This window comes from Ralstonia sp. 25C, from assembly GCF_051904805.1.
Taxonomy (GTDB): domain Bacteria; phylum Pseudomonadota; class Gammaproteobacteria; order Burkholderiales; family Burkholderiaceae; genus Ralstonia.
The window spans coordinates 518,005-536,880 of record NZ_CP196737.1 but is presented as its reverse complement, the minus strand read 5'-3'; the positions used below and the strand labels follow the sequence as shown (position 1 = coordinate 536,880).

Annotated in this window: 14 protein-coding genes and 4 tRNA genes; 13 read left to right on the top strand and 5 right to left on the bottom strand. The window is 62.4% G+C overall.

Features of this window, described 5'->3' with window-relative positions; translation table 11 throughout:
- The first annotated feature begins 64 nt into the window (after positions 1-64).
- The 4 genes from ACS7SF_RS02385 to ACS7SF_RS02370 all read left to right on the top strand — a co-directional run bounded on the left by ACS7SF_RS02385 (position 65) and on the right by ACS7SF_RS02370 (position 4,008).
- Positions 65-1,033: an acetyl-CoA carboxylase carboxyltransferase subunit alpha gene (locus tag ACS7SF_RS02385; protein WP_439891513.1), complete on the top strand. Its 969-nt coding sequence runs from the start codon at positions 65-67 to the stop codon at positions 1,031-1,033.
- Positions 1,002-2,408, top strand: a complete 1,407-nt coding sequence (gene tilS, locus ACS7SF_RS02380) for a tRNA lysidine(34) synthetase TilS (protein ID WP_439891512.1) — start codon at positions 1,002-1,004, stop codon at positions 2,406-2,408. The genes ACS7SF_RS02385 and tilS overlap by 32 nt, the downstream gene beginning before the upstream one ends.
- 117 nt (positions 2,409-2,525) lie before the next feature.
- A complete protein-coding gene (locus ACS7SF_RS02375) occupies positions 2,526-3,776 on the top strand; it encodes an aspartate kinase (RefSeq protein WP_426393820.1) in 1,251 nt (416 codons plus the stop codon).
- 138 nt (positions 3,777-3,914) lie between these two features.
- Positions 3,915-4,008: transfer RNA gene (locus tag ACS7SF_RS02370), tRNA-Ser, on the top strand.
- Positions 4,009-4,201: 193 nt separating this feature from the next.
- Here the strand turns inward: ACS7SF_RS02370 and fabI are convergent.
- Positions 4,202-4,996 (bottom strand): enoyl-ACP reductase FabI, encoded by a 795-nt coding sequence (gene fabI / locus ACS7SF_RS02365; protein WP_426393819.1) that lies wholly within the window; start codon positions 4,994-4,996, stop codon positions 4,202-4,204.
- A 285-nt stretch (positions 4,997-5,281) separates the two neighbouring features.
- On the opposite strand from fabI, the gene ACS7SF_RS02360 reads away from it, so the two are divergent.
- From ACS7SF_RS02360 to ACS7SF_RS02340, 5 genes are all read left to right on the top strand, one after another.
- Entirely contained in the window at positions 5,282-7,168 is a 1,887-nt protein-coding gene (locus tag ACS7SF_RS02360) for an extracellular solute-binding protein (protein ID WP_439891511.1), read from the top strand.
- A 26-nt stretch (positions 7,169-7,194) separates the two neighbouring features.
- The gene (locus tag ACS7SF_RS02355) at positions 7,195-8,247 is read left to right on the top strand and encodes a microcin C ABC transporter permease YejB (protein ID WP_439891510.1); all 1,053 of its coding nucleotides are present in this window, start codon (positions 7,195-7,197) and stop codon (positions 8,245-8,247) included.
- 12 nt (positions 8,248-8,259) lie between these two features.
- A complete protein-coding gene (locus ACS7SF_RS02350; protein WP_439891509.1) occupies positions 8,260-9,384 on the top strand; it encodes an ABC transporter permease in 1,125 nt (374 codons plus the stop codon).
- On the top strand, positions 9,381-11,036 hold the full coding sequence (locus ACS7SF_RS02345) for an ABC transporter ATP-binding protein (RefSeq protein ID WP_439891508.1): 1,656 nt from the start codon (positions 9,381-9,383) through the stop codon (positions 11,034-11,036). Before ACS7SF_RS02350 ends, ACS7SF_RS02345 begins: the two co-directional genes overlap by 4 nt.
- A gap of 242 nt (positions 11,037-11,278) precedes the next feature.
- On the top strand, positions 11,279-11,926 hold the full coding sequence (locus tag ACS7SF_RS02340; protein ID WP_439891507.1) for a C40 family peptidase: 648 nt from the start codon (positions 11,279-11,281) through the stop codon (positions 11,924-11,926).
- A 69-nt stretch (positions 11,927-11,995) separates the two neighbouring features.
- On the opposite strand, the gene ACS7SF_RS02335 is transcribed toward ACS7SF_RS02340, so the two are convergent.
- Positions 11,996-12,946 (bottom strand): patatin-like phospholipase family protein, encoded by a 951-nt coding sequence (locus ACS7SF_RS02335; protein WP_439891506.1) that lies wholly within the window; start codon positions 12,944-12,946, stop codon positions 11,996-11,998.
- 184 nt (positions 12,947-13,130) lie between these two features.
- Between ACS7SF_RS02335 and gltX the strand changes: the two genes are divergently transcribed.
- From gltX to ACS7SF_RS02315, 4 genes are all read left to right on the top strand, one after another.
- On the top strand, positions 13,131-14,528 hold the full coding sequence (gltX, locus tag ACS7SF_RS02330) for a glutamate--tRNA ligase (RefSeq protein ID WP_439891505.1): 1,398 nt from the start codon (positions 13,131-13,133) through the stop codon (positions 14,526-14,528).
- 132 nt (positions 14,529-14,660) lie between these two features.
- Positions 14,661-14,736: transfer RNA gene (locus ACS7SF_RS02325), tRNA-Ala, on the top strand.
- Between the two features lie 117 nt (positions 14,737-14,853).
- Positions 14,854-14,929 (top strand) — tRNA-Glu (locus ACS7SF_RS02320).
- Between the two features lie 64 nt (positions 14,930-14,993).
- A tRNA-Asp gene (locus ACS7SF_RS02315) sits at positions 14,994-15,070 on the top strand.
- Positions 15,071-15,187: 117 nt separating this feature from the next.
- Here ACS7SF_RS02315 and ACS7SF_RS02310 read toward each other — a convergent pair.
- The 3 genes from ACS7SF_RS02310 to ACS7SF_RS02300 all read right to left on the bottom strand — a co-directional run bounded on the left by ACS7SF_RS02310 (position 15,188) and on the right by ACS7SF_RS02300 (position 18,777).
- Positions 15,188-16,534, bottom strand: coding sequence for an MATE family efflux transporter (locus ACS7SF_RS02310; RefSeq protein WP_439891504.1), 1,347 nt, complete (start codon positions 16,532-16,534; stop codon positions 15,188-15,190).
- A gap of 22 nt (positions 16,535-16,556) precedes the next feature.
- A complete protein-coding gene (locus ACS7SF_RS02305) occupies positions 16,557-18,347 on the bottom strand; it encodes an ArnT family glycosyltransferase (protein WP_439891503.1) in 1,791 nt (596 codons plus the stop codon).
- A 169-nt stretch (positions 18,348-18,516) separates the two neighbouring features.
- A complete protein-coding gene (locus ACS7SF_RS02300; RefSeq protein ID WP_316659081.1) occupies positions 18,517-18,777 on the bottom strand; it encodes a type B 50S ribosomal protein L31 in 261 nt (86 codons plus the stop codon).
- Positions 18,778-18,876: the final 99 nt, after the last annotated feature.

Here is an 18,876-nt window from a genome sequence, read left to right as displayed (position 1 = left end):
CGCGCGTCGATCGGCGGTCAAAATCCGGTAGAATGCGCGCCTTCAAGAGCCTTTCAGAAGATCCATGAAAACAACCTTCCTGGAGTTCGAGCAGCCGATCGCAGAACTTGAATCGAAGATCGAAGAGCTTCGATTCGTTCAAGACGATTCCGCTGTCGATATTTCTGAAGAAATCTCCCGCCTGGCTTCCAAGAGCCAGCAGCTCACCAAAGATCTGTACGCCAACCTGACACCTTGGCAGGTCGCGCAGATCGCGCGTCACCCGCAGCGTCCGTACACGCTCGATTACGTCCGCGAAATCTTCACCGACTTCCACGAACTGCACGGCGACCGCACTTTCGCGGACGACCTGTCGATCGTTGGCGGTCTGGCGCGCTTCAACGGCCAGCCTTGCATGGTGATCGGTCACCAAAAGGGCCGCGACACGAAGGAACGCGCACTGCGCAACTTCGGCATGTCCAAGCCCGAGGGCTACCGCAAGGCCAAGCGCCTGATGGAACTGGCCGACAAGTTCGGTCTGCCGATCTTCACCTTCGTCGATACGCCGGGCGCGTTCCCGGGCATTGACGCCGAAGAACGCGGCCAGTCCGAAGCCATTGGCCACAACCTGTTCGTCATGGCAGGCCTGAAGGTGCCCCTGATCGCCACCATCATCGGTGAAGGCGGTTCGGGCGGTGCACTGGCGATCGCCATGGGCGATTCGGTGATCATGCTGCAGTTCGCCACGTACGCCGTGATTTCGCCGGAAGGTTGCGCGTCGATTCTGTGGAAGACCGCTGAGAAGGCACCGGAAGCTGCCGAAGCGCTGGGCTTGACCGCGCATCGCCTGAAGGCGCTGGGCCTGATCGATAAGATCGTCAACGAGCCGCTCGGTGGCGCGCACCGCGATCCGAAGGGCATGGCGACGATGCTCAAGCGTGCACTGGCCGAATCGCTGCGCCAGTTCCAAGGCATGAAGACGTCTGAACTGCAGGCCCGTCGTCACGAGCGCCTGATGGCCTATGGCAAGTTCAAGGAAACCGACGCGCGCTGATTTGTCCGCTGCGCTGGTCAACAAGGTCGCACAACGCGTTGCCGCGTGTGCGGCCTTTGTTGTTTCTGGCGAGGCGGAAGCACCGACGGTGGCGATTGCGTTGTCGGGCGGCCGGGATTCCGCCGCGCTGCTGCACGCGTGTGCTGCGTGGCGCGATGCGGGTGCCCGCGTGCGGCTCGTCGCGCTGCACATCCACCACGGCCTGCAGGACGATGCCGATGTCTGGCAATGCGCCTGTGAGCGCATGGCGGAGGCGGCTGGGATCGCGTTCCATGCGCGCCGTGTCCACGTAGCAACCGAGGTGGGGCGGGGTGTCGAAGAGGCCGCACGCGATGCGCGGTACGCTGCCCTGGAGGCGCTTTGCGCGCAGACGGGCGCGTCGATGCTGCTGACGGCGCATCACCAGGACGACCAAGCCGAAACCGTGCTGCTGCAATTGATGCGCGGCGCTGGTGTTGATGGCCTTGCCGCCATGCCGATGGTTCGCGCGGGCGTTGTCACATTGTTGCGTCCGTGGATCGACGTGCCGCGCAGCGAGATCGAACTGTACGCACACACGCACGCGCTCACGTGGATCGAAGATCCGTCCAATAGCGATGCGCGCTATGCGCGTAACGCGCTGCGGCCGCTGTTGGCCGGTATGGCCGAGCATTTCCCGGCGTATCGCGAGGCGCTTGCGCGCAGCGCGATGCATCTGGCGGATGCCGCAGCACTGATCGACGAGATTGCGCAGGCGGATTTGGCGCGGATCGTCTCGACGGAAGGGCTCGACGTAGCGGCGCTGACGGCGCTATCCATGGCGCGTCAGCGTGCGGTGTTGCGGGCATGGCTGGCGCAGGTGGGTATGCGCGCCTTGTCTAGCCGTCGCCTGGATGATCTGCGCACCCAATTGATTGACGCGCGTGAGGATGGCGCGCTGTGCATTGCGTTGCCGGCAGGGCAGATCAGGCGTTATCGCGGCCTCGCGTGGATCGAAATCCGCGCCAGCGAGGTGGTCGACCCGGTTGCAGTCACCATCGATGCGGGGCGGTTCGACGCGGCACATCGGGTTGAGCGGCGGGTGGATGTGGGCGAATGGGGCGGGGCGCTGGTGTTTTCGCCTGTGGCGGCTGGTGGAATCGACGCCGAAACCTTGCGGGCGCCCTTGTCATTGGTGCCTCGACGCGGCGGCGAGCGCATCGTGCTGCGCCCTGGTGGTCCATCGCGCGCACTCAAACAGGCCTACCAGGAAGCGGGCATCCCCGCCTGGGAGCGCGGGCGCCTGCCGCTGCTCTATGCAGGGGAAACGCTGGTCTTTGCTGCCGGGGTGGGCATGGACCATGCCACGGTGGGGTGCGGCCCGGGCTGGCGGATCACGTGGGCTGCCGGGCGATGAGTGCCTTCTGGCGCACATCTTGACTCGGCACAATCCGCCGTTTTCTTGCCGATCGCTGCAAATTGCTGTATTTTCAAAGGCTTTTGCACCGCTCCGCCTCCTCTCGATCTTTCCAAGATGGCTCTCATCGTTCACAAATACGGTGGCACCTCGATGGGTTCAGTTGAACGCATCAAGAACGTCGCCAAGCGCGTTGCCAAGTGGCACCGTGCAGGTCACCAGATCGTGGTCGTTCCGTCGGCCATGTCCGGCGAAACCAACCGCCTGCTGGGTATGGCCAAAGAGATTTCGGCCCAGCCCGACCCGCGTGAACTCGACATGATTGCCTCGACGGGCGAGCAGGTAAGCGTGGGCCTGTTGGCCATCGCGCTGCATGCCGAAGGCATCGATGCCCGCAGCTACACCGGCTGGCAAGTGCCTGTGAAGACCGATTCGGCCTACACCAAGGCCCGCATCCAGTCGATCGACGACGAGCGCGTGCGCGCCGATCTCGACGCTGGCCGCGTGGTCGTCATCACAGGTTTCCAGGGCATTGACGGCGAAGGCCATATCACGACGTTGGGCCGTGGTGGCTCGGATACGTCGGCCGTGGCGGTTGCCGCCGCGCTCGAAGCCGATGAGTGCCTGATCTACACCGACGTGGACGGCGTGTACACGACCGATCCGCGCGTGGTGGATGACGCCCGCCGCCTGGACAAGATCACCTTCGAAGAGATGCTGGAAATGGCCAGCCTCGGCTCCAAGGTGCTGCAGATTCGCTCGGTGGAGTTTGCCGGCAAGTACCGCGTGAAGACCCGCGTGCTGTCGTCGCTGACCGACCCGCTGATGCCGCTCGACGTCGAGATGAACTCGGGCACGCTGATTACTTTTGAGGAAGATTCGAACATGGAAGCCGCCGCCATTTCCGGCATCGCCTTTGCCCGCGACGAAGCCAAGATCACCGTGATCGGTGTGCCGGACAAGCCCGGCATCGCGTATCAGATCCTGGGCCCGGTCGCCGACGCCAACATCGACGTCGACATGATCATCCAGAACCAGTCGGTCGAAGGTAAGACGGACTTCACCTTCACCGTGCCGCGCGGCGAATACCAGCGCGCTCTGGCGATCCTGAACGACAGCGTGAAGGGACACATCGGCGCAGCCAGCGTGTCGGGCGATCCGAAGGTGTCGAAGGTGTCGGTGGTGGGCGTGGGTATGCGCTCGCATGTGGGCATCGCCAGCAAGATGTTCCGCACGCTGTCGGAAGAGGGCATCAACATCCAGATGATCTCCACTTCGGAAATCAAGATCTCGGTGCTGATCGACGAGAAGTACATGGAGCTGGCCGTGCGCGCGCTCCACAAGGCGTTCGAGCTGGATCAGGCTTAATCGACTGAGCTGCGACCGGGTGGCGACCCGGGGCCACAGATTCTCACCGCGTGTCATGCTGTTGTCGTTGACCGGGTGGGGTGAAGTGGCTAGAATACGCGCTTCGTTGCACGGGCTCCTTCGTGTGACGCAAGTTTGGGAGACGTGGCCGAGAGGTCGAAGGCACTCCCCTGCTAAGGGAGCATCCGGGCCAAAACCTGGATCGAGGGTTCGAATCCCTCCGTCTCCGCCAGTTTGGCGCTTCTCGCGGGAAGCGCACACAACAGGCGGATGCGAGTCGAGATGACGTGACGGCTCGCATTGCACTGCACGTCAAAAAGCCCGCATGGTTTGCGCCATGCGGGCTTTTTCTTTGTCCTTCGCCGATTGCAGAATTGACGTTGCATGCGCCACCCGAAGATGGCGCACACGTCGTGTCAGCGCAATCAGTCTTGGCCGACGCTTTCCGGCACGCCTGCGGTTACGTTGAAGCCGCAATCCACATACGTGATCTCGCCGGTCACGCCGCTGGCCAGATCCGACAGCAGGAATGCAGCCACGTTACCGACTTCGTCGATGGTGACGTTACGGCGCAGCGGGGCCACGTCTTCCATGTACTTCAGCAGCTTGCCGAAATCCTTGATGCCCGAGGCGGCCAGCGTTTTGATCGGGCCGGCCGAGATGCCGTTGGCGCGGATGCCCTTCGGGCCCAGCGCGCCGGCCAGGTAACGCACGCCGGCTTCCAGCGAGGCCTTAGCCAAGCCCATCGTGTTGTAGTTCGGGACGATGCGCTCGGCGCCAAGGTAGGTCAGGGCGAGCAGCGAGGCGTTGGGCGACAGCATCGGCAGCGCAGCCTTGGCCAGCGCCGGGAAGCTGTACGCCGAGATGTCGTGCGCGATGCGGAACGACTCGCGCGACAGGCCGTCGATGAAGTTGCCGGCAATCGCCTCGCGCGGCGCAAAGCCGATCGAGTGCACCAGGCCATCGAAGTGGCCCCAGTGTTGGCCGAGGTCTTCGAACACCTTGGCGATCTGCTCGTCACTGCCGACGTCGCAGTCGAACACCAGCTTGCTGTCGAACTCGTTGGCGAATTCGGTGATGCGGTCCTTGAAGCGTTCGCCGACGTAGGTGAAAGCCAGTTCAGCGCCTTCGCGCTTGCAGGCGTTGGCAATGCCGTAGGCGATCGAGCGGTTGGACAGAAGGCCGGTAATCAGAATGCGCTTGCCAGCGAGGAATCCCATGTTTTCTCCGTACAAATGTGGGCAACGTCGCACCGATATGCCACTGCGGTCACTCCGTGGCGGCATGCGGGCGGTTTTGTCGGCGCGATCATACCGGAAAGCTCCGGCCCACTCGTGGTTTTGCGCAGTGCCGCAGAGGCTCGCTACCCTTGTCAATGCGGGACGATCCTCGGGGGTGATTTGGCGGGATTGCGTTGACAGGGCGTTAGAATCGTCCGAAACACGCTTTCAGACGGCGGTGGAGTGGAGTCAAGACATGCAAGAACAACGGGGGCACGAGGCGGCATGAGCGTGCTTGCAGCGGCATACAAGCTGTACGGGCGGTTTCTCGCGGCACTGGCTTGCCTGTTGGCGGCCGTCGGTGCAACGCCGAGCTGGGCGGCACACGGCTATGCCGAATACGGGGACTTGAAATACCCTGCCGGCTTTTCCCACTTCGGTTACTTGAATCCGAAGGCGCCCATCGGCGGCATGCTGCTGTTGGGCAATCCTGACCGCCGTACGAGCTTCGACAAGTTCAATCCGTTCACCATCAAGGGGACGTCCGCGCCGGGGCTGACCCAGTTGGTATTTGAGAGCTTGCTGATCGGTAGTTGGGACGAGACCGCCAGCGGCTACGGGCTGCTGGCCGACGACGTGGCGGTCGCGCCGAATGACCTCTCGGTGACCTTCCATATCAACCCGCGTGCGCGCTTTTCCAATGGCGACCCGGTGCGCGCGTCGGACGTGAAGTATTCATACGACATGCTGATGGGCAAGGGGGCGAGCCCCGCTTATCGCAGTATGACTGCCGATGTGGCCAAGGTGACGGTGGTGGATGCCGCCACCATCCGCTACGACTTCAAGCGCAAGAACAAGGAGCTGCCGCTCATCGTCGGCGGCCTGCCGGTGTTCTCGCCCAAATGGGGCAAGGGCAGCGGCAAACCGGAAGACCCGAACGAAGGCAAGGACGTCTCGTTCGATAAGCTGACGTTCCAGGAGCCGGTGGCCAGTGGCCCGTACCTGATCGAACGGTTTGATCCGTCGCGCGGCATCACCTTCCGCCGCAATCCGAACTACTGGGGGCGCGATCTGAATGTGCGTCGCGGCTCGTTCAACTTCGAGCGCATCCAGTACAAGCTCTACAAGGACGAAACTGCGCGTCTGGAAGCCTTCAAGGCCGGCGAGTACGACGCCATGGTGGAGTATCGCGCCAAGAACTGGGCCAAGAGCTACGTCGGCGTGAAGTTCCGCAGCGGCGAACTCATCAAAAGCGAGTTTCCGCACCGCAATGGCGCCGGCATGCAGGGTTTCGTCATGAACCTCCGGCGGCCGCTGTTCAAAGACTTGCGGGTGCGCAAGGCGTTGTCACTGGCGCTGGATTTTGAATGGTTGAACCGGCAACTCTTCTACGGCGCCTATCGCCGGCTGGACAGCTATTTCGCCAACAGCGAACTGGCTGCAGCCGACTCGCTCACCGGTACGCCAAGCAAGGGCGAGCTGGCGCTGCTGGAGCCGTTGCGCAGCATGGTGGACCCGGACGTATTTGGCGTGTTGGCCGGGCCGCCCTCGACTGATCCGCCGAGTTCGTTGCGCGACAACCTGCGTCAGGCGCGCCGCCTGTTGGCGCAGGCGGGGTGGACGTACGAAGACGGCGCACTGCGCAATGCTAAGGGCGAGCCTTTCGTCTTCGAGATGCTCGATGACGGTGGCGCCATGAGCCGCGTCATGGCCGCGTACGCGCGTAACCTGGAAAAGTTGGGCATCCAGGTCAATCAGCGCGTGACGGATTTCGCGCTCTACCAGAAGCGGCTGGAAGAGTTTGATTTCGACATGATCTCGCTGCGCTTTCCCGATTCGCAAAGCCCCGGTAACGAGCTGAAAGATCGGTTCGGCTCCGCTGCGGCCGACGAGCCTGGCTCGGACAACGTGATCGGTCTCAAATCGCCCGCCGTGGATGCGCTGATCGATGACGTGCTGCGTGCCGACGACCGTGATGAACTGATCACCGCATCCCGCGCGCTTGATCGGGTGCTGATGCACGGCTGCTATGTGATTCCGCACTGGTACTCTCCCACGCACCGTGTGGCCTACAACAAGAACCTGATGTATCCGGACCGTCTGCCGTACTACTACTCGGCCGAAGCCTGGGTGCTGACGGCGTGGTGGCGCATTCCCGCGCCCAGCCATTGAACGCTTCGCGCTAACGTGATGTCGCCATGTTTGCCTATTTGATCAAACGGCTGCTGCTCCTGATCCCGACGCTGATTGGCGTGATCACGCTCACCTTTGCGGTGATCCAGTTTGTGCCCGGTGGCCCTGTCGAGCAGATGATGATCGAGATGAAAGGGCGGGGCGCCGGCGGCGAAGCCAGCGGTGGCGGCGCCTTCGACTACCGCGGGCGACGTGGCGTGGATGCCGAGAAGATCAAGGAGATCCGCGCGCTGTACGGCTTCGACAAGAGCCCGGTCGAGCGTTACTTCCTGATGCTCGGTCGCTTTGCGCGCTTTGACTTGGGCGAGAGCTACTTTCAGCATCGCAGCGTGTGGGAGCTCATCAAGTCTAAGTTGCCGGTATCGATCTCGATCGGGCTGTGGACGTTCTTTCTCACCTACCTCATCGCGGTGCCGCTTGGGATTGCCAAGGCGGTGCGGGCAGGCAGCCGGTTTGATCTGGTGACCAGCATCATCGTGTTGGTGGGCTACGCCATTCCAGGCTTTGTGCTGGGCGTGCTGTTACTGGTGCTGTTCGGTGGAGGCACGTTCTTCCAGTGGTTCCCAATTCGCGGCATTACGTCCGACAACTGGGATCAATTGAGCCTGCTCGGCAAGGTGACGGACTACCTCTGGCACATCACGCTGCCTGTGACCGCGTCGGTGGTGGGCAGCTTTGCCGTGATCACCATGCTGACGAAGAATGCATTCCTGGAGGAAATCCGCAAGCAGTATGTGCTGACCGCACGCAGCAAGGGCTTGTCGGAGCGGCGCGTGCTATGGAAGCACATCTTCCGCAATGCGCTGCTGCCGTTGGTGACGGGCTTTCCGACGGCATTCATCGGCGCGTTTTTCACCGGCTCGCTGCTGATCGAGCAACTGTTCTCGCTCGACGGCATGGGGCTGCTTTCGTATGAGGCCGTGATGCGGCGTGATTATCCGGTCGTGCTGGGAACGCTGTATCTATTCACGCTGATCGGGTTGGCGGCACGGCTGATTTCCGACGTGTGCTACGTGCTGGTGGATCCGCGCATCCACTTCGGCTCGGTTGGTCGATAGGCGGACAGGCACATGACTCAGTACTCCCGCACTTCCGCCCATCCGTCCAACGTCGCGGCGCCGCACGCGGTACGCCATTCGCCGTCGCCGCTCAAGCGCGCGTGGCGGCGTTTCAAGCAGCACCGCCTCGGTTATTGGAGCCTGATTCTGTTCGTGGCGCTGTTCGTGCTCAGCCTTGGCGGCGAACTCATCTCGAACGACCGGCCGCTGGTCGTCCGCTACCACGGCACGTGGTACTTCCCCATCGTGAAAACCTACCCGGAGACGGCCTTCGGCGGCGATTTCACCACGCCCACCGACTACCTCGATCCGTACATCCGCGACAAGTTCAAGGAGCCGGGCAGCTTTGCGATCTATCCGCCCAATCCGTATTCGTACGAGACGCTGAACTACTTCTCAAAGGAGCCCAACCCCGCGCCGCCATCGGCAGAGAACTGGCTCGGTACGGATGACCGCGGGCGGGATGTGTTTGCGCGGCTGCTATATGGCTTTCGGGTGTCGGTGCTGTTTGGGCTGGCGTTGACGGTGCTCGGGGTATTCGTCGGCACGCTCACGGGGGCGTTGATGGGCTTCTTCGGTGGGCGCTTCGACATGGTCTCGCAGCGGTTGATCGAAATCTGGAGTTCGATGCCCGAGCTGTACCTGCTGATCATCTTCGCATCGATCTTCACGCCGAGCCTGGGGCTGCTGATCATCCTGTTGTCGTTATTTGGCTGGATGGGACTCTCGGACTACGTGCGTGCCGAGTTTTACCGCAATCGCTCGCTGGACTACGTCAAATCGGCGCGAGCGATGGGGCTGTCGAACTGGCAGATCATGTGGCGGCACATCATGCCGAATAGCCTGACGCCGATCATCACCTTCCTGCCGTTCCGCATGAGCGCGGCCATCCTCGCGCTTACTAGCCTCGACTTCCTCGGCTTGGGCGTGCCGCCCTCCACCCCTAGCTTGGGTGAGTTGTTATCGCAGGGCAAAGCCAACCTGGATGCGTGGTGGATTTCGTTGTCGACCTTCGTGGTGCTCGTGCTGACGCTCGTACTGTTGACCTTCATGGGCGATGCCTTGCGCGATGCCTTCGACACGCGCCTGTCGTTCGCGCAACTGCGCGCGCGTCAGAAGCCGACGGAGGGCAAATGACCCGTGTCGATCTGCGTTCCACCGCGCCCAAATACGACGGTCCGCTGCTGCGGCTCGATGATCTGTGCGTGCACTTCGACTCCGAGCACGGAGAGACGACGGATGCCGTCAAACACGTTTCGCTCGATTTGCACGCCGGCGAGCGCTTTGCGCTGGTAGGGGAGTCCGGCTCGGGCAAATCCGTCACGGCGCTGTCCATCATGCGTCTGCTGGCGGATGCGCGATACAGCGGCCGCATCCTGCTCGCTGGCCGCGATCTCCTTGCGGCCAGCGAGCGTGAAATGCGCGGCCTGCGTGGTGCGGATGTCGCCATGGTGTTCCAGGAGCCGATGACGGCGCTCAACCCGCTCTACACCATCGGTAACCAGATCGTCGAAACGCTGGAGCTGCACGAAGGCCTCGACAAGCGCGCGGCCAAGGCTCGCGCCATCGCGCTGCTGGAGCGAACGGGCATCAAAGAGGCACCGCGCCGGTTCGACGCGTTTCCGCATCAGCTTTCGGGCGGCCAGCGTCAGCGCGCGATGATTGCCATGGCGCTCGCATGCTCGCCCAAGTTGCTGTTGGCTGATGAGCCTACGACCGCGCTCGACGTGACGGTGCGCATGCAGATCCTGCAACTGCTGCGCGAACTGCAAGCCGAGTTCGGCATGGCCATCATGCTCATCACGCACGACCTGAACATGGTGCGTGCCTTTGCCGAGCGCGTCGGTGTGATGGAGCAGGGCGTACTGGTCGAAACCGGCAATACGACGGACGTGTTTGCCGCGCCTCAGCATCCCTACACCGTCCGTCTGCTGGAAAGCCGCCCGCAGCGTGATGTGCTGCCACTGGTGCCGCTCGCGCCGGTGCTACTCGAAGCCGACAAGCTGACCGTCACCTACGAGCGCCATCGCCCCGGCTTTGCGGGCTGGTTCCGCAGCGATCCATTCACGGCGGTCGATGCCGTTTCGCTGCAACTGCGCGAAGGCGAAACGCTTGGCATCGTGGGCGAGTCCGGCTCGGGCAAGACCACGCTCGCGCAGACACTGCTGGGCCTGCAGGCGCCCAAGGGCGGCGATCTGCGGTTTCTCGGCAACTCATTGCTGCGAATCTCGCGCGAAGACCGGCGGGCGGTGTGCGCGCGCATGCAGGTGGTTTTTCAGGACCCGTACGGCTCCCTTTCGCCGCGCATGACGATCGAGGAGATCGTCGGAGAAGGGCTGGCGTTGCATCAGCCCCACGTCAACGCAACGGAACGCCGGCACCGCGTGATCGAGGCGTTGCGCGAGGTCGGGCTGGACCGCACCGCATTGGGGCGTTATCCGCATGAATTCTCAGGCGGCCAGCGCCAGCGCATCGCCATTGCACGCGTGCTGATCCTAAAGCCTCAGGTGTTGGTGCTCGATGAGCCGACCTCCGCACTGGATGTATCGATCCAGCAGCAGGTGCTTTCTCTGCTGTCGACTCTTCAGAAAAAGTACAACTTGTCGTATCTCTTCATCAGCCACGACCTGGCTGTCATCCGCGCCATGTCACATCGCGTGGTGGTGATGAAGGATGGAAAAGTGGTGGAAGAGGGCGACACCGAAGCGGTGTTAGCGTCACCTTCACACCCTTACACCTGCAAGCTGATGGCGGCCGCCTCACTCGTCCCGGCGCGGGATAACCCGTAAAAACCGGCAGTTTGTGCCCCAGATTGGTGCGGTTGCAATGCACCATTCTTGTCAGGATACGCATCCAAAGTGATGCCTAAGTGCTTGATTCGGCTGTGAATTTAAGCAAATTTGTAACGACCTTTGACAAGTCAAAGTGTCACTTTTATCATCCTCCGAGATTGTTTTATCAAGATTCGGACTGGTCTCATTCGCGCTGTCATATGTCGGTGCGATCATTGTGAGTTTCCGAGGGAGAACCAATGCAGCACTTCGTACTTCATTCCATGGCGCGCCTAGCGGTAGGGGTTGTGATCGGCTGCGGCGTGATCGTGTCGAATGGCGTACAGGCTGATACGGTCTTCAAGGACACCGAAGTCCGCGCCGACGCCAAGCCGGAAGCCAAGCCCGGCCTCATCTCCAACGTGATGAGCAAAACCGGCGACGTGGTCATGAACGCGCTGGGCATGATCGGCCTGCGCTACCGTTTCGGCGGCAACACGCCGGAATCGGGCCTCGACTGCAGCGGTTTCGTCCGCTACGTCTTCAACGACACCTTTGGTTTCCTGCTGCCGCGCCGCGCCGTGGAAATGAGCCGCGTAGGCACCAGCGTCGATATGGCGGAACTGCGTCCCGGCGACTTGGTGTTTTTCAACACCATGCGCCATACGTTTTCGCACGTCGGCATCTACATCGGCGACAACAAGTTTGTGCACGCGCCGTCCACTGGCAGCAAGATCCGCGTGGATGATATGACCGCCTCGTACTGGGTGTCGCGTTACAACGGTGCCCGCCGCATCGAAGGCAATTCCGGCACGTCGATCAAGGAAGGCGCCGACAATTTCGTCGAGCAACTCAAGCGCGTTGACCCGAATGCATCTGGCAAGCCCCTGGCGTTGTACGGCGGCTGATCCGCTGGATACATCGACTGAAAAGAAAAGACCGCCGCGGCGGTCTTTTTTGTTGTCTGCGTGGAGCGTTCAGTGGGTCGGCAGTGGAGAGGCGGCTGTGGTCTGCGGCAGGCGAAGCTTTTCGCGCAGCAGGGGCATGGCTGCCTGGGCCGCTTGTTCGCCGGCCAGGATCGCTTCGTTGCGGGCTGTAAAGTCGCTGCCCTTCACGAATGGCAGCGACGGCGAGATCACCACGTCAGCCTGTGCCAGTTCGGTCTTGTTGATGCTCTGCCCCATGATGGCCGTTGTTTGCAGCAGCATGCTGGCCTGGCCGGATACTGACTGATTGGACGGATCCGCCGAGATGTTCACCGCAATCACAAACGTCGCGCCCATCTGCTTGACGTAGGTGACGGGCACCGGTGCCACCAGGCCGCCATCCACGTACTGGCGGCCGCTGATCGTTACCGGCTGGAACACGCCCGGGACGCTGCACGACGCGCGCACCGCCTGGCCAGTATTGCCTCGGCGGAACAGGATCGGTTTCCCGCTGGTGAGGTCCGTGGCGACAATGCCCAGCGGAACGCGCATCTGCTCGATGCTCTTTTGCTTGACCAGTCGGTTGATGTAGTTCTCTAGCGCTTCGCCCTTGAGCCAGCCGCCAAAGCGCGTGCCGAAGGGCAGTGCCCAGTCCGCGATCATGGCCTCATCCATCTTGAGCGCCATGCGGTTCATTTCCAGCCCCGACATGCCCGAAGCGTAAATCGCCGCCACCACGCTGCCCGCGCTGGTGCCGGTGATGTAGTCGATTTGGATGCCCTGCGCCTCCAGCATCTTGATGACACCGATGTGCGCGAAGCCCCGCGCGGCGCCGCCCCCCAGCGCCAGCCCGATGCGCACCGGCGGCGTGGCCGATTGCGACGAAGGCGGCAACACGGCGGTGGACGGCGTCACCGGAGTCTTGCCGGACGAAAAGCCCGTCACGGTACAGGCGGAGAGCAGGGAGGTGCCGGTGGCACCCAGAAAGAGGCGGCGTTGCATGAGAAGTTGGGGCGGTTCAGTGGCGCGCGCGGATGCGCGCTGTAATCGGCCGCCATTGTGCCAAAGTTCGGCGGCAGGCCGGTCCAGTCCTGGGGACGCGGTTGCTATAATTTCGGTTTTGATAAAGGCCGCTCACGATCCATCACGGATCCCACCAAGCGGCCTTGTTCGTTCAGCCATTCCTATGACACAGCGCGTCCGCACTCGTTTCGCTCCCAGCCCCACTGGTTTCATCCACCTCGGCAACATCCGCTCGGCACTCTACCCGTGGGCCTTCGCCCGCAAGATGAAGGGCGACTTCATCCTGCGCATTGAAGACACCGATGTGGAGCGCTCCAGCCAGGAAGCCGTTGATGTGATCCTGGAAGCGATGGACTGGCTGGACATGGACATCGACGAAGGCCCGTTCTACCAAATGCAGCGCATGGACCGCTATCGCGAGGTCATCGCGCAGATGGTAGAAAAGGAACTCGTCTACCCGTGCTACATGAGCACCGAAGAGCTCGACGCCCTGCGTGAAGCACAGCGTGAGCGCGGCGAAAAACCCCGCTACGACGGTACCTGGCGCCCCGAGCCCGGCAAGGTTCTGCCGACGCCGCCCGCTGGCGTGCAGCCCGTGATGCGCTTCAAGAACCCCATCGGCGGCAGCGTGGTGTGGGACGACGCCGTCAAAGGCCGCATCGAAATCTCCAACGATGAGCTCGACGACCTCGTCATCGCGCGCCCGGACGGTACGCCCACGTACAACTTCTGCGTGGTCGTCAACGACATGGACATGCAGATCACCCACGTGATCCGCGGCGATGACCACGTCAACAACACTCCGCGCCAGATCAACATCCTGCGCGCCCTGGGCGGCACGCCGCCGGTCTACGCGCATCTGCCGACCGTGCTGAACGAGCAGGGCGAGAAGATGAGCAAGCGCCACGGTGCCATGAGCGTCACCGGCTACCGCGATGCCGGCTACCTGCCTGAAGCCATCGTCAACTATCTCGCCCGCCTCGGTTGGGCGCACGGCGATGCCGAAATCTTCTCGCGTGAGCAGTTCATCGAGTGGTTCGACCTGGAGCACCTGGGCAAGTCGCCCGCGCAATACAACCCCGAGAAGCTCGCTTGGTTGAACAACCACTACATCAAGCAGGCGGACAACGTGCGCCTCGCTGGCCTGGTGAAGCCCTTCATCGAAGAGCTGGGCGGCAAGGTCGATGGCGGCCCCGTGCTCGCCGATGTCGTTGCGTTGGTGAAGGACCGCGCCAACACGCTGCGTGAAGTCGCACAGACGGCGTTGCTGTTCTACCGCACTGATCTGGCCGTCGAACCGGAGCTCGCCGCGCAGCACCTCACGGACGACGTGCGCCCGGGCATCGCAGCCTTGGCTGAAAAGCTGGGCGCATTGCCGGAGTGGAAGCGTGAAGCCATCAGTGCCGTCTTCAAGGAAGTGCTGGCGGCGCACGGCTGGAAGATGCCCAAGCTGGCGATGCCGGTGCGCCTGCTGGTGGCGGGGCAACTGCAAACACCGTCGATCGACGCCGTGCTGGAACTGTTCGGTCGAGACGTTGTTCTGCGTCGTCTGGCTGCGTGATGCAGCCATCGCAAAAAAATTTGCGAAAGGGTATTGCCAAGCGCTAATTACTTCCCCTATACTCTTGTTTTCGCTGCAACACGAAGCGAAACGCAGCAAGAAGCCAGCAGTAAGAAGTAGTTAGCAGTACTTGGGGCTATAGCTCAGCTGGGAGAGCGCTTGCATGGCATGCAAGAGGTCAGCGGTTCGATCCCGCTTAGCTCCACCAAAATGCCGGAAGATTCGATTCAAAAATAATTTGAAAAGAAGCTTCCAAAATGCTGAAAAGTTCGATATAGTAGCGGACTTCGCAGCGTAAGACGGAAAGCGTTGCAAAACAGTTTCTGTCCCCTTCGTCTAGAGGCCTAGGACATCACCCTTTCACGGTGAGTACAGGGGTTCGAATCCCCTAGGGGACGCCATAACAAGAGCTTAACCAGAAGCTCAATCGCAAAGCCAGTCTCTAGCTGGTTTTGCAACCGACACGGAGCGGTAGTTCAGTCGGTTAGAATACCGGCCTGTCACGCCGGGGGTCGCGGGTTCGAGTCCCGTCCGCTCCGCCAAATCAAAACCCGCTGCTTGCAGCGGGTTTTTTCTTTTGTATTTTCCGTTTCAATTCCCTACCCGCTTCCCTTTAAACGCGCATTCAGCACAGTGCGCGAGGCGTTGGAATTGGGAAATTAATCGGGAAGGCGGCTGACGCGATTGAAATAGCTGACCAGCAGGGCGCCGGCCACCATCAAGCTCAAGCCGTTGGCAGCCCAGAAACCTGCGGCACCGCGCAACGCAGCGGCTGTATCGCCCAACAACCCGAAGCCCAAGACATAGCCGCCACCGAGGCCCACGCCCCACAGCGAGAGCGCGTAGATCACGGTTGGGATCAATGCGATCTTGTACGCGCGCAGAATGAATGCCGCCATCACCTGCAGCGCATCGAACATCTGATAGAACGCGATGAAAGGCAGCAGCGGTACGGCGATGGCCATCACCGTTGCGTCGCGCGTGTACAGGCCGACTAGCCCATGCCGCAAGAACAGCACCGCGGCGCCGACGATGGCCGCACAGAGGACGGCCAGCTTGATCCCATTCAATGAAATCCGCCGCGCGGCGACGCGATCACGGGCGCCGATGGACTGCGCGGCCAGTGTCGACGTAGCGATCGACAGGGACAGCGGCACCATATAGGCGACTGCACCCAGGTTCGCGGCGATCTGGTGGCCGGCCAGCACGACCGTGCCCAGACGCGCAATAAAGATCGCCATCAACGTGAACGAGGTGATCTCGATCAGGTAGGTGAAGCCCATCGGCACGCCCAGGCGGATCAGCGCCCACAATCGCGCCCGGTTTGGTGGTGAGTAATGCGTGAAGATCGAGAACGGCGTGTACGCGGGGTTGCGTATCAAGATGGCGGCCGCTGCGATGAACGACAACCAACTGATGATCATCGACGCGAGCGCACAGCCGGGGCCACCCATTGCGGGGAGCCCCATGCCACCGTATAGGAACAGTGCGTTGAGTGGAAACTTGAGAACGAGCCCGGCCAGTTGCAGCACCGTCACCATGACCGGGCGGGACAGCGCGTTGTTCAGCGCGGAGTAGATGCGGAACCCCAGCGCCGCCGGCAATGCGAGCGCTTCGTAGCGCAGATAAGCGGTCGCCTTGTCGGTTAACTCTGGCGTGGCGTCCGCCAGGCGCAGCAGCGGTGCGGGGAACCAGAGGATCAGCATGCCGATGGCCGCCAGAAGCAGTCCGAGCCAGATGGCCTGGCGCACTTCTTCGCCAATCTCGCCGTGCCTTTGCGCGCCGTAGAGTTGCCCGGCGATGGGGGAGAGCGCCTGCAACACCCCCATCAGGCTGATGTACACCGTCACGTAGATCGAGCCACCGAGCCCGATCGCGGCAAGATCGGCGGCGGAGGCGCGCCCGGCCATGGCCGTATCGAGCACGCCGAAGGTGATTACGGCCAACTGGCCAATCAACACCGGCCAGGCCAGTGCAGTAATGCGGCGAACGTCGGCGAGAAACATTGGCGGATTGGGCGCGACGTCGTTACTGGCGCAGCTTGCGTCGGCGTGTCGTAGTAGGGGCGGGTGGGGGATGTGTGGCGGCTGCAGCCTCGGTCAAGCGATACATGCGGAAATGCTCGTCGCGGTCAGCGGGGCGGCGGCCTTCCCAGATCAGGCGCCACTCATAGTTTGAGACGCTCGACGGTGCACCGTAATCGTATTGGTCGTGACGCAGCAGGATGTCGCAGTTGTCCTCCGCATTGCCGAAGCGGATGTGACCGAAGTAGGCGAACGAGGCAAGCTGCGCATCGCCCATGCGGATCGGCTGCACGCACGTGTAGGTGCGCGGCAGTGCGAGCGCGGCCGATTGCGCCACGTCGCGGTAGGTCTTCGCATAGTTGATGGTAGGCAGCCACAGCGTCATCATCAGCACCCACATCAGCGTGGTGCCGGCGGCGGAGATCACCACCGCGCGCCAGATGGCCTTGGGTGCGCGCGATGTGCGCCACGCGACAATGAGTATCCACGCGGCCGTCACCAGCAGGGCCCAGGCGAGGGCTGTCCAACTGAACTCGGGGCGATAGCCCGGCACGATGCGGTACACGTTGCGCGCGAGCTGCGGCGGAAAGCCCGTCATCTTGGCGATCCACAACAGCCACACCGTGCCGCCGAGGATGGTAAAGGCCAGCAGCGCAAACCAATCAATGGCGCTGATCACGCCGCGCTGCAGCGTGGGCAGGGCAAACGCGGCCAGCACAGCCATCGGTGGAATCAGCAGCAGGAAACTGTCGTCGCCCGGTGCCGGTTGCAGCAGCAGGAGCAGCAACTGCGGCACCAGCATAGCCAGCGGCAGCGCGATATGCGGGGCGGTGCGCATGCCGCTCCAGCTTCGCCATGCCCAGGCGGCCAGCGGCCACACGGGCCACGCAAACAGCGGCAGGTTGCGCGCGATAAAGCCAAGCGAATGGGCCGTCGGGCCGGCGTACTGGTGGCGATCAAAACGGGCCCATTCGCGGATGTAAGTCACTGCGTCCGTCGGATTGGTCGCCAGCAGATAGGCGATGGCCGGCCACGCCCCCCCGAGTACCAGCGATACCGGCAGCGCGATCGTCAGAAGCGGGCGCACGGGCAAAACACGCGTGGCCTGCGCGACCAGCAGCACGGCAACCGTGATCACCAGCGGCAGGATCGGCCCGCCTGCCAGCGACAGACAGCCGATGCCGATGCCATAGATGACGCTGCCGCGCACGGGCTTGTCGAGCGCGCGAATCAAGCCATATACCGCCACCGCGACGAAGCAAAGCGCGCCGACCAGCGGCGTGGTTTCGTGCCCCCGCTGCGCCAAGCCAACGCAGGCGAGGAAGATCAGCAGCGCGCCATCGGCGAGCGTGCGGCCATAGTCGCGCGTATTCGGTTGGCCGCCGAAGACAAATTCAAAGGGCTGGACTTCAGCGCGGCGGCCGAGCAAGTAGGCGCCGTACCAGATGCAGGCGGAGGTGATGAAGAAGAACAGGGCGGTGGCCAGGCGCGAGGCATCCGAGGGCCCCAACCATTGCCCGAACACGCGGATGAACGCCCCACCGATCCAGAACACCAGCGGCCCCGACTGCACGACCGGGCGCCCGACGATGTTCGGCATCAGCCAATCCTGCGTGTTGCCGGTGGCCAGCGTCCACATGGCGCCGAAGCCGGCGGCGTCTTCGTTTTTCCACGGGTCGCGCGAGAACAGGCCTGACAGGCCATAGATCACGCAGATGGCGAGCAGCAGCCAGCGCGGCAGTTCGCGTGTAGCTGCTGCAGTCAGGCGGATGCGCGAGACGCGGGTGGTGTTCATCGGGTGTCAGACCAGGCGAGCCTGGCCAGGGTTGCACGACAGCGTGCCGATCGTAAGAAGAGCGGGCGCAAACGCCCAGCCGGGAGCCCACAAACAAAAAAGGCAGCCGCAGCTGCCTTTTTCTGACCAGTGAGACGGGTCATGTAGTGAGCCGTCTCCGGCGCCGATATTACTTGGCAGCCTTGCCGATCTTGCTGCCGAACTTGTTGCGGAACTTCTCGACACGACCGGCCGTATCCAGAACCTTTTGCTGGCCCGTGTAGAACGGGTGCGATTCGGACGAGACTTCGATCTTGGCCAGGGGATATTCCTTGCCGTCTAGCGTGATCGTTTCCTTGGTTTGGATGGTCGAGCGGGTGATGAACTTGAACTCGCTGGACATGTCCTGGAACACGACTTCGCGGTAATTCGGGTGAATGCCTTCTTTCATGATGGGCCCTGGGGTTGAGGTAGCCAATTCGGGGCGCGCTTCAGGTGCTCGGGTAGTCAGAACACCGTGCGACCAGCCGTCGAATCACTTGCCGGGTGG